The sequence below is a fragment of the Streptosporangium sp. NBC_01639 genome, from assembly GCF_045209755.1.
GTDB lineage: Bacteria > Actinomycetota > Actinomycetes > Streptosporangiales > Streptosporangiaceae > Streptosporangium.
The window spans coordinates 7,223,223-7,238,087 of the sequence record NZ_CP109272.1; the positions used below are offsets into that span (position 1 = coordinate 7,223,223).

15 protein-coding genes are annotated in these 14,865 nt (G+C 70.0%); 6 read left to right on the forward strand and 9 right to left on the reverse strand.

What is annotated here, in order from left to right; translation table 11 throughout:
• Positions 1-157: 157 nt before the first annotated feature.
• The 3 genes from OHA77_RS32850 to OHA77_RS32860 all read left to right on the forward strand — a co-directional run bounded on the left by OHA77_RS32850 (position 158) and on the right by OHA77_RS32860 (position 6,049).
• On the forward strand, positions 158-2,251 hold the full coding sequence (locus OHA77_RS32850) for a M6 family metalloprotease domain-containing protein (RefSeq protein ID WP_406313189.1): 2,094 nt from the start codon (positions 158-160) through the stop codon (positions 2,249-2,251).
• Positions 2,252-2,667: 416 nt separating this feature from the next.
• Positions 2,668-5,133 carry a tetratricopeptide repeat protein gene (locus tag OHA77_RS32855; protein ID WP_406313190.1) on the forward strand — a complete coding sequence of 822 codons (2,466 nt, stop codon included), beginning with the start codon at positions 2,668-2,670 and terminating at the stop codon, positions 5,131-5,133.
• 109 nt (positions 5,134-5,242) lie between these two features.
• Entirely contained in the window at positions 5,243-6,049 is an 807-nt protein-coding gene (locus OHA77_RS32860) for a tyrosine-protein phosphatase (RefSeq protein ID WP_406313191.1), read from the forward strand.
• 112 nt (positions 6,050-6,161) lie between these two features.
• Here OHA77_RS32860 and OHA77_RS32865 read toward each other — a convergent pair whose 3' ends face one another.
• Together OHA77_RS32865 and OHA77_RS32870 are read right to left on the reverse strand one after the other, a co-directional pair.
• Positions 6,162-7,199: a Gfo/Idh/MocA family oxidoreductase gene (locus OHA77_RS32865; RefSeq protein ID WP_406313192.1), complete on the reverse strand. Its 1,038-nt coding sequence runs from the start codon at positions 7,197-7,199 to the stop codon at positions 6,162-6,164.
• Positions 7,192-8,100: a proteasome assembly chaperone family protein gene (locus tag OHA77_RS32870; RefSeq protein WP_406313193.1), complete on the reverse strand. Its 909-nt coding sequence runs from the start codon at positions 8,098-8,100 to the stop codon at positions 7,192-7,194. The genes OHA77_RS32865 and OHA77_RS32870 overlap by 8 nt, the downstream gene beginning before the upstream one ends.
• Before the next feature lie 99 nt (positions 8,101-8,199).
• Here OHA77_RS32870 and OHA77_RS32875 point away from each other — a divergent pair, with 99 nt between their 5' ends.
• Both OHA77_RS32875 and OHA77_RS32880 read left to right on the forward strand, forming a co-directional pair.
• Positions 8,200-8,604 (forward strand): ankyrin repeat domain-containing protein, encoded by a 405-nt coding sequence (locus tag OHA77_RS32875; RefSeq protein WP_406313194.1) that lies wholly within the window; start codon positions 8,200-8,202, stop codon positions 8,602-8,604.
• A gap of 132 nt (positions 8,605-8,736) precedes the next feature.
• Positions 8,737-9,657, forward strand: a complete 921-nt coding sequence (locus tag OHA77_RS32880) for a 4-epi-cubebol synthase (RefSeq protein ID WP_326824302.1) — start codon at positions 8,737-8,739, stop codon at positions 9,655-9,657.
• Here the strand turns inward: OHA77_RS32880 and OHA77_RS32885 are convergent, their stop codons facing one another.
• On the reverse strand, positions 9,658-11,778 hold the full coding sequence (locus OHA77_RS32885) for an ATP-binding protein (protein ID WP_406313195.1): 2,121 nt from the start codon (positions 11,776-11,778) through the stop codon (positions 9,658-9,660).
• A gap of 181 nt (positions 11,779-11,959) precedes the next feature.
• Between OHA77_RS32885 and OHA77_RS32890 the strand changes: the two genes are divergently transcribed.
• Positions 11,960-12,130, forward strand: coding sequence for a hypothetical protein (locus tag OHA77_RS32890; protein WP_326827124.1), 171 nt, complete (start codon positions 11,960-11,962; stop codon positions 12,128-12,130).
• 15 nt (positions 12,131-12,145) lie between these two features.
• Here OHA77_RS32890 and OHA77_RS32895 read toward each other — a convergent pair whose 3' ends face one another.
• The 6 genes from OHA77_RS32895 to OHA77_RS32920 all read right to left on the reverse strand — a co-directional run bounded on the left by OHA77_RS32895 (position 12,146) and on the right by OHA77_RS32920 (position 14,864).
• The gene (locus OHA77_RS32895; RefSeq protein WP_406313196.1) at positions 12,146-12,364 is read right to left on the reverse strand and encodes a gas vesicle protein K; all 219 of its coding nucleotides are present in this window, start codon (positions 12,362-12,364) and stop codon (positions 12,146-12,148) included.
• 301 nt (positions 12,365-12,665) lie between these two features.
• Positions 12,666-12,926, reverse strand: coding sequence for a gas vesicle protein (locus OHA77_RS32900; RefSeq protein WP_406313197.1), 261 nt, complete (start codon positions 12,924-12,926; stop codon positions 12,666-12,668).
• On the reverse strand, positions 12,916-13,710 hold the full coding sequence (locus tag OHA77_RS32905; RefSeq protein ID WP_406313198.1) for a GvpL/GvpF family gas vesicle protein: 795 nt from the start codon (positions 13,708-13,710) through the stop codon (positions 12,916-12,918). The genes OHA77_RS32900 and OHA77_RS32905 overlap by 11 nt, the downstream gene beginning before the upstream one ends.
• Positions 13,703-14,077: a gas vesicle protein gene (locus OHA77_RS32910; protein ID WP_326826875.1), complete on the reverse strand. Its 375-nt coding sequence runs from the start codon at positions 14,075-14,077 to the stop codon at positions 13,703-13,705. Before OHA77_RS32910 ends, OHA77_RS32905 begins: the two co-directional genes overlap by 8 nt.
• A 42-nt stretch (positions 14,078-14,119) precedes the next feature.
• Entirely contained in the window at positions 14,120-14,575 is a 456-nt protein-coding gene (locus tag OHA77_RS32915; protein WP_406313199.1) for a gas vesicle protein, read from the reverse strand.
• Positions 14,576-14,579: 4 nt separating this feature from the next.
• Positions 14,580-14,864, reverse strand: a complete 285-nt coding sequence (locus OHA77_RS32920) for a gas vesicle protein GvpG (RefSeq protein ID WP_406313200.1) — start codon at positions 14,862-14,864, stop codon at positions 14,580-14,582.
• Position 14,865: the final 1 nt, after the last annotated feature.

The window sequence follows — 14,865 nt, forward strand, 5'->3', positions numbered from 1 at the left end:
GCTGGGAGCGTGGCGGCCGACGTGAAGGACGCTGTCGAGCGCCTGGCTCGCGGGTCGCTCGGAAGCCCGGCCTCAACCCGACGATCGTGGAAGTCAAGGCGACCTTCCTCTAGAAGATGATTGATCGCTGTCAAAGCGATCTATAACGTCATTTGTCGTGACTCGTCCCCCCAGGTTGCTGAAAGCATTGATCGCAGCGGTGGTGCTGATCCCCATCGGCATCGCCTCCCTCCCCGCCTCCGCCGAGCCCTCCCCCGAACCCGAACACCCCTGGCGCCTGAACCAGTGGCCCCAGACCCAGCCGTGGCAGCGGGACGAACCCGCCGCCACGCTGCGGTCCAAGCCCGGCGGTCCGGCTCCGATCGACCCGCAGGACTGGAAGAACCCGGACCACATGACGTGGGCCGACTACCGGAAACCGCCCGGCACCAACTGGGCCGATCCCGCGGCCAAGGGCTCCACGAGGACCTTCCGCGGCGCACTGGTCCTGCTGGACTATCCCAACCAGCCGTTCGTGGTCACTCGGCCGCAGGGCTCGACGGTCTTCAAGAATCCCAGCGCCGAGGCCCACGACATCCCACGCGAGAAGGTCGCCCAGTTCTACAAGGACTTCCTCAACACCCCCAACGAGCTCAACCGCGGCCACACCATCCACGAGTACTGGATGGAGGACTCCGGGGGCCGTTACGGCGTCGACCTGACCTCCTTCGGCCCGTACCAGATGCCGGGCAAGTCCCACGAGTACGCGATGGAGTTCCAGGGGGGCACCGCCTGCCCGGCGGGCGACAGCTGCGAAAAGGACATCAGGACCGACGGCCGGGCCGCGTGGGTCGGCGCCGAGGGCCAGGAGATCCCCGCCGGATTCGACTTCGTCTTCTATCTGAGCGCGGGCCAGGACGAGTCGGCCACCTGGCAGGAGTTCGGGCCGATCAAGTTCCCGACCAAGGAGGCGGTGACCGACGACTTCGGCCCGCCGGACCCGGCTCTGCCCAACTGGGCCGAGACCCGGTACGTGGACTGGACCTCCTGGGCCTCGGCCTCCTCCATCTGGCCCAACGCCGGAGGAGGGTCGTCCACCCAGGCGGAAAGCTCGGGCCAGGGCGTCTACGCCCACGAGCTCAGCCACATCCTGGGCATCGGCGACAACTACAACAACCCGTTCGGGGTGCCGCCGCGCCGCGCCTACACCGGTATCTGGGAGATGCTCAGCCGGGGTAGCTTCAACGGACCCGGTGGCCCGCACAGCCGCTGGTCGATCCCGCCCACCGGAGGCGGATCCATGGGCGCCCAGCACATGCTCCGCAACAAGATCAAGCTTGCGATGGTGGACGAGCAGAACGTGCTGCGCCTGTCCCGCGGGGCGCTGGCGGAGTCCGGTCTCGTGGTGGCCAAGGTGACCGCCCGGGTGGCCCAGCCGGGGCCGACCGGCCTGTCCGGGGTCAACATCGCCTTCGGCGACGGCGACCGCAGTCCCGCCTGCACCGTCGCGACGGACCCGTACTGCGACGGCGGCGGATACGACAACTACACCGTCGAGGTCGTCGACCGGATGGGAGCCGACTCCTTCACCCCCGACTCCGGCGTGCTGCTGGCCAAGACGAAGAACGCCGACCGCGCGCCCTTCGAGTGGGTCGTCGACGCCAACCCCCAGGACATCGGCATGACCGACTACGTCCTGCCCGACGGCACCGCCGTACCCATCACCATCGGCGACTACCGGCAGCTGTCGGACGCCCTGTTCCACGCGGGCACCGACTCCGGGTCCGAGTACGAGTATGTGGACGAGGCCAACCGGCTCCACTTCTACGTCCTCGACGTGCAGCGCGACCGCAAGGGCATCCTGTCCTACACGGTGGCCGTCCGCTCCCTGGACGGCGCCGGGCCGCAGAAACGCGGCCTCAAGCTGCTCCCCGCCGCCGGTATCCCCGACGGCAAGGGTCTGTCCTCCTGCCGTTTCCCGTTGTTCAACACCGGTAGGTCCGCCGCCACCCAGGGGGAGCACCCCGAAGACGTGAGCGTCTACCTCAAGAGCGACGTCTACCGGCTCTCGGCCACCGTCGCGGGCAAGGGCTGGACGGCCTCGCTGCCGAACCGGCTCGTGGCCGCGGACTTCGGAAAGCAGGCACCGGTGGCCGTCAAGGCCCAGCAGGCCTCCGGTGGCAGCCGGCTGGCCAAGGTCACGCTGACCGCGACCTCCGAAAGTGACCCGTCCAAGACCGCCCAGGCCACCTGTCACGTGATCGGCCGGTAGGCGGGCCTCGCGAAAGAGCCGCACGGAGCGGCGCGGGGCCACCGCCGGGGTACGGCACGCACGCCGTACCCCGGCGGATGGCCGTGGCCCTGGTGGCCGGGCGCGGGTGGGGCCCGGAAGCGCGCTGTCCGGCTCCACCCGCGCCCGGCGCGCAGGCGCCCGTCTCCGGGATTTCACCGAGATGTCACTTCGCCGACCGGTGAACGCCCTATGAGGCGCCCCTTTGCCGACCGGTCGTCTGGTTGAATAAATCTTGACATGACACGTCGGCTGGGCCGGGGCCGCAGACGTGCCACGGTCTTCTCCGAGAGGTGCAGATGTCCGGGCCGTCGAACGTGCCTGATCACCGCAGTCCGCGACCGGCAAGGCGGTCGGTCTCGCTGGCGGCGCCCGCCGCCGCCGGAATCGCCGCCGCGGTGGCCAGCATTCTGGCCACCTCGCTGGACGTCTGGGACCTGCCCACCGGGGCCAAGGTCGGGGTGACCGTGCTCGCCGCCCTCCTGGTCGGCCTGCTCACCTGGGCGACCAACAGCACGCGGACGGAGGAGCCCGCCGCCGGCGACAGCCCGTCCTGGCGCCCGCCCGACCAGTGGCCCCCGGTCGTCGCGCACTTCACCGGGCGGACCGAGTCGCTGGCCGAGCTGCGCCAGGTGTTCGCCGGCCGCAGGCGTTCCCGCGGCGCCGATGAGGAGACCTCGCCGCTAGTCGTCTCGGTGTACGGCAGAGGCGGCGTGGGCAAGTCCATGATCATTTCAAGGTTCGGGCACGAGATCGCCGACCGGTTCCCCGACGGCCGCCTCTACGCCGACCTGCGGGGCACGGTGGAGGCGCCCGTCCAGCCCGAGGAGGTGCTGATCGGTTTCCTGCGCGCGCTGGGGGTGCGGCTGACCACCGACCCCGGTGGCCTCACCGAGCTGCGCAAGCTCTGGCTGACCTGGACCAAGGGCAGGCGCATCCTCATCGGCCTGGACAACGCCCAGAACGGGGACCAGGTCAAGGATCTGATCCCGGCCGAGCCGGGCTGCACGGTCATGATCACTTCACGGCAGCCGTTATACCTGCTCAACGCCTACGACAAGCGGCTCTCGGTCTTCAGCGAGGCGCAGGGGGTGGAACTGCTCGCCCGGTTGGCGGGGGACGACCGGGTGGCAAGCGACCTGGAGTCGGCGCAGGAGATCGTCCGTATGTGCGACCACCTGCCGCTGGCCATCAGCATCTGCGGAGGGCGCCTGGCGACCCGGGAGAAGTGGACCCTGCGCGAGCTCGCCGACCGGCTGAGGGACGAGCGCCGCCGCCTGGACCAGCTCGAACTCGCCCGCCGCCTGGACAAGAGCGTGCGCGCCTCGCTCCAGCTCAGCTACGACGACTGCACCGACCTCCAGCGTCGGCTGCTGCGCCTGCTCGGCCTGCTCACCGCCCCCGACGTGCCGGGCTGGGTGGCGGGGGAACTGCTGGCCACCTCCGAGCTGGAGGGTGCCGACCAGCTGGAGGCGCTGATCGACGCCCAGCTCGCCGAGTGCTCGGGCGTCGACTTCTCCGGTGTCATGCGCTACCGGCTGCACGACCTGGTCCGGATCTTCGCCCGCGAGCTGTCCGTCTCCGGCGACGACGACGGCCGCCGCCGGGCGGCCATCGAGCGGGTGCTGTCCGGATACCGTCGCCGGGGCGAGGCCGCGGCGATGGCCCGCTGGCCGCAGGACTGGGGCCGCAGCGGCAGGAACACCGATCCGGTGTCGACGACACAGGCTCAGGCGTCGGCGGCCGACTGGCTCAACGCCGAGCGGCTGAGCCTGGTCGCCGCCGTCAACCAGGCCCGGAGCCTGGAGATGTGGGAGCTGGCCTGGGGGCTGGGCCGGGCCTTCAGCTCGCTCTGCCACTCGCTGCGCGCCTACTGGTCCGACTGGCACACGGTCGCCGAGATCGGCTGCCAGGCCGCGATCCACCTGGACGATCCGAGAGTCCTGGGTATCGCCCTGCTGGACCGGGCCGCCGTGACCGGTGGGCAGGGCAGCCACCAGGCCGCCAGAGCGGACGCCGAGCGTGCACTGGAGATCTTCACCGACCTCGGAGAGGCGTGGTGGGCCGCACGGGCGATGCGCTCGATCGGCATGAGCCTGTTCAGCGACGGCAGCCTCGACAGGGGGCAGGGCTACCTGATCGGGGCGATCACCGCCTTCAAGGGGGAGGACGACCGCTGGTGGTCGGCCAGGACCCAGCGCAACCTGGCCGAGCTCCGGCTCGCCCAGCGCAGGTCCGAGGAGGCGAAGGAACTGCTGGAGGACGCCCTGGAGATCTTCAAGCACGACCGCAACCGCTATTCCGAGGCGCAGACCCTGCGCGCCTACGGTGAGGTGCTGGGCGCGAACGCGCGGGCGCTGCGGAACCGCGGGGAGACCAGGGCGGCCGAGCACGACTTCGTCCGGGCCGGGTTCAGCCTGGAAAGGGCGGCGGAGACGTTCCGGCTCAGGGGTGAGGTCTGGGAGGAGGCCAGGTGCCTGCGCGCGGCCGGTGAGGTCGGCAACCCGGCGGACGGCCTGCGCGAGCTGGCCTACGTACGGCGGGCCACGGAGATGCTGACCGCGCTCGGTGACTCCTGGGGGGTGGCCAGGGCCGAGCTGTCGGCGGGCCGTGCCCACGGCCGGCTGGGCCGTTCCCGGGAGGCGCAGGAATGGCTCCAGCGGGCCGTACACGCATTCGAGGACCTTGGCGACCGCTGGTGGATGGCCAGGAGCCTGATCTACCTCGGTGAGGCGCATCTGGAGGCGGGCGATCCCGAGGCGGCGGTCCCCCCGCTCCGGCAGGCCCAGGACATCTACCGAGGCCTGGGCAATCAGGCGGGGATGGGCCGGACCCTCGAACTGCTGCGCCGCGCGGGAGAGTGAGACGGACGGCGCCCCCGCGCTCTACGGCCCCTCCTGCCCGGCCGGCGTTGCGGAACCGGACATCGGACGTTGACCGCGCGGCCATACCCGACGTATAGGCTCATCGATGATGAACGACTTCACGCGATGGATCGATCTTGAAGGTGCCGTCAACGTACGCGACCTCGGCGGGCTCGCGACGGTGGACGGCGGGACCACGCGCTTCGGCCGGGTGTACCGGTCGGACAACCTGCAGGGACTGACGGAGCGCGACGTCGAGTTGCTCGTCGGCGAGCTCAGGCTCCGTCATGTCATCGACCTGCGCTCCGGCACCGAGGTGTTCCTGGAGGGCCCCGGGCCGCTCACCGCGGTGCCGGAGATCAGCATTCACCACCTCACCCTGTTCGCCGAGGGAGGCAGGCACACCGACGTCGAGGCCGACCGGGTCGACCGGATCGACGCCGACCGGGTGCTGCCCTGGCAGGAGCGGAACGAGGAGGACCTGGCCGAGCTCAAGGTGACCGGGTTCTACTACAACTACCTGCGTGACCGCCCCGACTCGGTGCTGGCCGCGCTGCGCGCCATGGCGCACGACGACGGTGCCGCCGTCGTGCACTGCGCGGCGGGCAAGGACCGCACCGGGGTCGTCTGCGCCCTGGCGCTGGAGGTCGCCGGAGCCACTCGGGAGGCGATCGTCACCGACTACGTCGCGACGGGAGACCGGCTGGAGGGCATCCTGGCCCGGCTGCGTTCCAGCGCCACCTACCGCGACGATCTCGACTCCCGCCCGGCCGACGACCATCGGCCCCGCCGGAAATACATCGAGCAGTTCCTCAGGGTGCTCGACGACCGTTTCGGCGGACCCCTACCCTGGCTCGCCTCCCAGGGGTGGACCGAGTCCGACGCCGGAGCGCTCCGCTCCCGCCTGCGCGACTGACACCGGCCGAGAGCTCACTCTCCCCGCCGTCACGGCCGGGGAGAGGAGACGGTCTCCCGGCGACGGGGGAGGGCCCGGCCGGTGTCTCCCGGCAGGGCGCCTGCGGGCGCGCTCAGAGAGCGATCACCTGGCGCTCGGCGGCCGACCGGCGGGCGGCCTCCAGGACGGTGAGTGCCTCCACCACCTCTTCCGGGTCCACCGGGGGCGGGGTGCCGTCCCGCAGAGCCGCCGCCACCGCGGCGTAGAAGGCGAGGTAGTCGCCGGGTTCGGTGCGGACGGGCCGGTGCGCGTCGTCGGTGCCCAGGGTGCCCCATCGTTCCCGGGGGTCTTCCCCGAAACCGGGGGAGTCAGGGGTCAGACCGGCACGCAGGCGGTCCTCCTGGACGTCCAGGCCGTACTTCAGGTAGCCGGCCTCGGAGCCGAGGACCCGGAAACGGGGGCCGAGCCGGGGGGCGACCGAGCTTGCCCACAACTGGGAACGGGCGCCGCCGGCGTGGGTGAGGGCGATGAAGGTGTCGTCGTCGGAGGCGACCCCGGCACGGCGGATGTCGGACTCGGCGTAGACGTGGGTGACCGGACCGAGCAGGCGCAGGGCCTGGTCGACCAGATGGCTGCCGAGGTCGTAGAGGAGGCCGCCGACCTCGTCGGCGCCGCCGAGCTCGCGCCAGCCCCCCTTCGGGGTGGGACGCCAGCGCTCGAACCGTGACTCCAGCCGGTTCACCGTGCCGAGCTCTCCGGAGGAGATCAGCCGCTCGACCGTCAGGAAGTCGCCGTCCCAGCGCCGGTTCTGGAACACGGTCAGCATCAGGCCGAGATCGTGCGCCAGCCGTACCAGGGCACGGGCCTGGGCCGCGGTCGCCGCCAGCGGTTTGTCCACCACGACCGGCAGGCCCGCCTTCAAGGCGGCTTCGGCCAGCGGGACATGGGTGCGGTTGGGCGAGGCGACCACGACGAGGTCGCTCACGTCCCACAGCTCGGCGGCGTCGCCGACGACCCGCGCGCCGTACTTCTGCCGCACCTCGGCGGCCCGTTCGGGACTGCCGGTCAGCACGGTGGACAGGCGGAGCCCCGGGGTCGCGGCGATCAGCGGGGCGTGGAAGAACGCCCCGGCCACGCCGTACCCGATGAGGCCGACGCGGACGTCAGTCACCGCGTTGCTCGTCGCGCTCGGCGAGGAAGGCCTCGAACTGGGCGGCGAGCTCGTCGCCGGTGGGCATCTCGGCGGGCTCCGCCATCAGGCTCGTGCGCTGGGAGCCGGTGGCGAACGCGTCGTACTGCTGCTCAAGCCCGGTGATCGCGGTGGACAGCTCGTCGGAGGCCTCGATCTGCTCGGCGATCTCGACGTCGGTCCGGCCGGCGGCCTCGCGCAGGCCCTCCAGCGGGAACACCAGGCCGGTGCTCGTGGTGATCGCCTCCAGGGCGGTCACCGCGGCCGCGGGATACTCCGCCTGGGCGAGGTAGTGCGGGACGTGGACGGCGTAGCCGAGGGCGTCATGCCCCTTGGCGCCGAGCCGGAACTCGATCAGCCCGGCCACGCTGCCGGGTACCTGGACCTTGCCGAAGTCGCTGGTCTGGCCGGTGATGAGCTCGGAGCGGCTCGCGTGACCGGTGACGCCCAGCGGGCGGGTGTGCGGGACGGCCATCGGGATGCCATGGACGGTCACCAGCTTGCCCACGTTCAGCCGGGTGACGAGCGCTTCGAGGGCGGCGCTGAACAGCTCCCACTCGCGGTCCGGTTCGGGGCCGCTGAGCAGCAGGAACGGCGTGCCCGTGCTGTCATGGACGAGTCGGAGGACGATCTCCAGGCTCTCCATGTCGGTCCACCGGTCGGTGTCGAAGGTCATGATCGGCCGCCGGGACCGGTAGTCGATCAGGCGGTCCACGTCAAAGGTCGCGACGACCCGGTGCTCCAGCTCGCCGAGCAGGTGGCCGATGGCGAGCCGTCCGGCACCGCCCGCGTCCACGAACCCGTCGAAGTGGTAGAGCAGCACCGGATCGGTCAGCTCAGGGACGTCTCCGCTGAGCCGGTAGAGATCCGTCGGGTCGAACACCGTGTTCCAGCCTTTCGTCGGTCGTCTCTTCACATGAACCCGTGGAGTCTCCGGTGAATTCCGCCTCCCGCCGGGTCAATGGCACCCTATCGGGGCACAATGGATTCCATGCAGCCTGACCCGGAGCTGGAGGAGTTCGCGACCCGCCTGTTCGACCTGGCCAGGACGGGTCAGACCGATCGGCTCCGCACGTACGTGGAGGCCGGGGTCCCGGCCAACCTGTCCAACGACAGCGGGGACACCCTGCTGATGCTCGCCGCCTATCACGGACACCCGGAAACGGTCCGCGCGCTGACCGCTCTGGGCGCCGACCCGGGGCGGGCGAACGACCGGGGGCAGACGCCGCTGTCCGGCGCGGTCTTCAAGAAGGAGCCGGAGGTGATCAGGGCACTCCTTTCGGCCGGCGCCGATCCGGACGCGGGCACCCCCTCGGCGCGGGAGGCGGCCCGGATTTTCGGACAGGACGAATACCTCAGTTGGTTCAGCCCTGATTCGGACGTCTGATGACGCAGTGTTGTTAGATGTATAGGAAAAGACCCTTTTTTCGGCCATCCTTGACGGGTGGGAACCCGTGCTGCTCATAAGTTCGTCCAAAATCTCCAAATTCCCCCGCTCCCCTGTCCCTTCCCAAGCGAGGTGAACCCCTACGTCGAGCAGGTCGACAAAGAGACCCTCGAATGGCTCATCGACTCGCGGATGCTCCAGGACGAGGACTCGGTGGAGCGCTACCGGCAGGCGAAATACGGATGGCTGTCGGCCAGGACGTATCCCTACGCCGAGCACGACGCGCTCCGCCTGGTGACCGACTGGTGCGTCTGGCTGTTCGCCTTCGACGACGTCTTCTGCGAGTCGGACCGGTGCGCCGCGGACATGGCCCGCGAACTGCCCCGCTTCCACGCCGTCCTGGACGACATGGAAGCGGGCCAGCAGGTCGACGACGTGTTCGCGAAGGCGTTGCTGGAGATCAAAGGCAGGATCGCCGCCCTCGGCGACGCCGACCAGCTCGACCGCTGGCGCAGTCTCACCAAGGAATATCTCTCCGCCCAGGTCTGGGAGGCGGCCAACCGCGAGAACGAGGTGGTTCCGCCCCTGGCCGACTACATCTTCATGCGGCGGCGGACCGGAGCGATGCTCACCGTCTTCGCCCTCATCGACATCGCCAGCGGTTGCCGTCTCACCCCCCACGAGTGGCGCCACCCGGCGATACGGGCGATAACCGAGAGTGCCAACGACGTCGTCGTCTGGGACAACGACCTCATCTCCTATGCCAAGGAGAGCGGCGGGGGCAACTCCTGCAACAACCTGGTGAACGTGCTCGCCAGGCACCGGCGCTACTCCAGGCAGCGGGCCATGGAGACGGTCGGCCGGATGCGCAACCGGGCCATCGCCGACATGGTGGCGGCCCGCCCCTCGCTGGAGGCGCTCGGCTCGGAGGCGGTGCTCGCCTACGTGCGCGGCCTGGAGTTCTGGATCAGCGGAAGCGTCGACTACTCGCTGACCAGTTCCCGCTACACGGACGCCTGGCGGCAGCACTCTCCGGAGGCGTCCCCTCACTGATCACCGCAGCGGGGAGAGCGGGCCGTCCTGCCCGTCGTCGCCGAGCGCGAGTTCGATCAGCTCCTCCAGGTTCAGCTTCTTGCCTTGGGCGAACGCCTCCTCGTATGCCTGATCGCCGAGGACGCGCTTGCACTCCTTGATGGACCGGTCATGCTCGGAGTTGAAGAACGGCGAGTTCATCTGGGGCATCCCGAAAGTGCGCCAGTTCGCGTGTCCGGCGCCCATCAGCCGGGCCGCGAGCAGCGGCTGCCCGCTCTCCATGGCCTGCTTGGCGACCACCTCGATCGCCAGGCCGATACCGAGCACGTCGTGGAACTGGCGCTTGATCCGCAGCGCCTCGCGCGCGTTGATCATCGCCTCGGCGGCGTTGCCCATCGCCTGGTGGACGCTGGCCAGCGCGTATATGGCATAGGAGCGCAGCCACAGCTCGCCACGCTGGGTGCAGACCATGATGCAGTCGCGCAGCAGCACCTCGGCCTCGGCCGGGTCGTTCTGCATGAGCAGCACCATCGACAGCTCGACGATCGAAGGGAGCAGCCCCGGGTTGAGCTCCCGGCCGCTCTTGTGGAACTCGATCGCGACGCCCAGCAGCGCACTGGCCTTCTGCACGTCACCCTGGAGGAACGCGGCCGTGCCCAGCATCTTGGTGGCCAGGATGACCGCGCCGGAGTCACCCACCCGGACGGCGTCCGAACTGCACTTCTCGGCCGCGTCGACGGCTCCCGCGATGTTGCCCTGCGCGCTGTGGATGTAGGAGAGCACCCACAGCGCCTTGCACCGTTCCGGGCTCGGCTGGGGCGTCAGCTCCAGGGTCTTCTCCAGATAGACCTTGCCCTCACGGGCCAGTCCGCAGGCCACCCACATGAACCACAGGGAGGACAGGAGCTTCAGCCCCGCCTGCACCTCCGAAGGCTCACGCAGGCAGTAGTCCAGGGCCACCCGGACGTTGTCGTGCTCATGGCGCATCCGGACGTACCAGTAGACCTGACGGGCGCCGGACCAGGCGTCCTCGCTCCTCTTGGCCAACTGCAGGTAGTAGTCGCGGTGTTTCTCCCGGATCGTTGCGGTCTCGCCGAGCTTCTCCAGCCACTCCTCGCCGTACTGGCGCAGGGTGTCGATCAACCGGTAGCGCTGGCCCGAGGCCGTGCCGTCGCTCAGCAGGATGGACTTCTCCACCAGACTGGAGATGAGGTCCAGGATGTCCTCGGAGGGCAGGTTCTCCCCGGAGCAGACGTAGCGGGCGGCGTCCAGCTCGAAGTCACCGGCGAAGACCGACAGCCGGGCCCACAGGAGCCGCTCCGCGGGCGCACACAGCTCATGACTCCAGCCGATCGCGGCACGCAGCGTCTGGTGGCGGGGCAGCGCCGTGCGGCTGGCGCCCGCGAGCAGGCTGAACCGGTCGGCCAGCAGGCCGAGGATCTGCTCCACCGACAGCGCGCGCATCCGGACCGCGGCCAGTTCGATGGCGAGCGGTATGCCGTCCAGGCGGCGGCAGAGCTCGGCCACCGGGCCGATGTTCTGCTCGTCCAGCATGAAGGTGGGCACCACCGCGCACGCCCGCGCGGCGAAGAGCTGCACCGCCTCGTTGCTGAAGACGTCCTCTCCGGGCACCTCGCCGGGGACGGCCAGCGGCGGGATGGTGACCGTGTGCTCGCCCCTGGCGTTCAGCGACTGGCGGCTGGTCGCCAGGATGGTCAGGCCGCGGGCACTGGTCAGCAGGTCCTCGAAGAGCGAGGCACAGGCGTCGACCAGGTGCTCGCACGTGTCGATGATCAGGAGGATCTCACGGTCGCCCAGCCACTCCACCAGCGTCTCGTCCGCCGAGCGGGACGACTGGTCGGCGATCCCGAGCGCCGAGGTGATCGTGTGCCGGACCATCCCCGAGTCCTGCAGCCGGGCGAGGTCGGCGAACCATATGCCGTCCTTGAACTGCCCGCGCATCAGGTGCGCGATGCGCAGCGCCGTCCGGGACTTGCCGACACCGCCGATACCGGTCACGGTGACCAGGCGGTGCTCGCGGAGCCGTTGCCGGAGGGTGGTCAGCAACCTGGTGCGTCCCACGAAGCTGGTCAGCTCGTTGGGGAGATTGCCGTCTTGCCGCCATCCTGATGGCGTTGCCATGGGCCGCCTCACGGGGGGGTAGCTGACAGGGGGCGTAGCTCACATCTGACACCGCATCGTACCGCCTGCGCCCCTGCCTGTCCTTTGGCCCGCAATCGCGCGGCCTTCACATCGCGGACGTAAGGCGACACGCTCCCTCCGGGGAGGAATGCTCCACCGCGACGCTGGTTAGCATGTACGGGTGACAGTGAACGAGCCCGACGACCTGCGTCCCGTCGATCTCTCCGACGACGGGCCACCGATCCTGCCCGACCAGACCAGCGACGACACCGATCTCGGGTGGGGCGAATGGCGAGGTTCGGACGACAACGACGCCCGCCTGCTGGAGGACCGCCCGCCCCACTGGGGATAGGGACCGCGCCACCGTTCAGTCCGTGGGCAGCAGCGTCCCGAGCGGTCCGAGATCGAGGTTGAGGTCGGAGGGGGACAGACCGAAACGCTCCCGCAGTTCGGTCATCGCCTCCTCAAGGCGCATCAGCGTCATCCCCAGCGTCTCGATCTGCTCGTCGGACAGGTCGCCCTGTTCCATCCGCCGCACGCACTGCCGCTCCACGAGCTGACGGACGAGTTCGACGAGGGTGAGCACGAGGCAGGTCAGATCGCGCTCGACCTTCTCCGAGTCGGTGTCGATGCGCCAGCGGCTCGATCGCGCGGTGTCCGGCCGTGAGCCGTCCGATCGTGAGCCGGCGGATGGTGTGCCGCCCGGCCGTGAGCCGGCGGACCGTGCGCCGTCCTGCCGTGGGCTGTCCGGCGGTGGGCTCGGTCGTGAGCCGTCCTGGCGTGAGCCGTCCGGCTGCGGTGCGTTGGGACGTGGGAGGTCAGGACGCGCGGCGCCGCTTCGCGCATCCGGCGGGCCGGTGTCTTTCCCGGTGCCTTTCATCGATGACTCACTTCCAGACCGGTTCGTGTCGGGCCTCCCGCGCGGCCGGGGTATCCCATCCGATCGTGCCGGACTCCCGGACGGACATGATCAGCAGGCGTAACGAGATGCGCACGAGATCGATGTCGGCGATGGACAGGACGATGTCCCCGCTCACGACGACGCCCCCGGCCAGCAGCCGGTCCAGCAGGTCGACGAGCGCCACGCGCTGCGAGGGAAGGCGGCCCTCGGCGGCCAGCGCGGCACCTCGGGAGCCACTAGACGGCATCGGATGCCTCCGGACCGGCCGTGTCGAGGTCGAGAGCGGTGAAGGAGTAGGGGGCCCACGGGCCGGTGAGCTCCAGATCGATCCCCTGTCCGCGGAGAGCGTCGAGGGCGGCGGTGAACTCGTCGACGCGGTCGTCGTCGACGAGGTAGGCGCCGTTGAGCACCATCCACTCGGCACGGCCCGACAGCTCCGGGTCCTGGGGGCGATGGCGGAGGCTCGCGGCGGCGACGGCGGCCAGTGCGGCGTGGACGCGCTCGGCCTGAGCGACCGTGTGGCGTTGCGCGTCCTCCCTGCTGTGCAGGCTCGCCTGCCGGCGTTTCAGGTAGGCCGTACCGGGACTCTCCCCGCCGACGCTCTCCTCCTCGGTCGAGGGCGCCGCCGCCTCCTGCTCCGCGTACGCCTTGACACCCCACTCCCGGCGTCCGACGACACGGGAGAGCACCGCGACGAAATCGTCGTGCCGCCGGGCCAGCAGTTCGCTCACCTGTTCCTCGCTGGTGTAAACGGTCACGAGCCGGACGGGGGCGGTCGGAACCGTCTCCGCCACGGCCTCCACGACGTGGTTGTGGGCGCGGGCCGTGTGCCCGATCCAGTCCAGGTCCTCCAGCGAGCGGCGCAGCGGCTCCTCCCCGAACTCCTCCAGCGGGACGGTGCTCACATACGCGACGAGACCCGCGTGCTCGACCGTTCTCACCGGTGCTCCTCCCACACCCGTCAGCTCCGCCGGAGGGGAACCGTGCGGTTCGCGTGTGATCGCGTAGACGTACGTGCCGACCTCAGTCACCGCGCTCCCTCGCCCTGGACGGCCGCTCCCGGGCGGCCTCCTTCCGCGGTTCGATGGGCCGGCGCCTCTCCCGGCCCTCCGCGACGGCGAGCCGCTCGCGGAGCCTGCGGTTCTCCTCCGCGAGTTCACCGTCCTGCGAGCTGAGCCACGGATCGCGCTCCCACCAGTCGATGCCCAGCTCCCGTGCGGTGTCCACCGAGGCGATCAGCAATCGCAGTTTGATCGTGAGCAACTCGATCTCCAGCAGGTTCACGCGGATGTCCCCCACGATCACCACGCCTCTGTCGAGCACCCGCTCCAGGATGTCGCCCAGGTTGGCCGACCCACCGGCGGAGGACGGTCTGCTGCCGTAGCTCTGCGGGGCCATGTAACCGGACCGTGCTGGATTGGTCATCTCAACGACGCCTCGCTAACTGTTGTCGCCACTGCCGCGCTTGTAGCGCCGCGTTCTGCGGTAGGACAGCAGATTCCCCTCCTGATCCATCTCGACCTCGTAGAGCGCGAGGATGTCCCCCGAGGAGGGGATCCGGCGGTCCTCGACGACCTCGACCCCGACCTGCCAGCCGTCCTCCGCAGGCCGTACGAAGGTGACGCCCTCGACCTCCTTCGACGTCAGGTCGCTGATGTGCCGCAGCCCGGCCTTGCCCGCGGTCACCGCCGAGAGGGCGCGTGACCGCCGCCCCCTGGCCGGAACGTCCTCCTCCGCGTCCGCGTCCTCCGCGTCCTCGTCCTCGTCCTCGTCGGAGTCTTCGTCTTCGTCGAAGTCGTCCTCGTCTTCGTACGTCTCGTTCTCCTCGTCGTAGAGGTCGTCGGGGGCGTCCGTCTCGGTGGCGCGCTCGTCGCGGGTTACGCGTTTGACCGGCACGAGCTCATCCCCCCTCGTCCTCTTCTTCTCCACCCCTGCCCGGCATGGCCATGCCGGGCAGGTCCTGCTGGGCCGTCATCTGTTCGAGGAGCTGTTCCACCGCTTCGGCCTCCTCCTCTTCGGTGATCTCACCGGCGAGCCTGGCCTCCTCCAGTTCCTCCAGTTGGCGCCGGATCGCCGCGGGGTGCCGGGTCTCAAGCTCGGCCTGGTCCTGCACCAGCTCGCCGAGCTTGATCAGCCCTTGGATCGGGGCGAATGGCAGGCCGAAGATCATGGTCAGTAGTTCCATC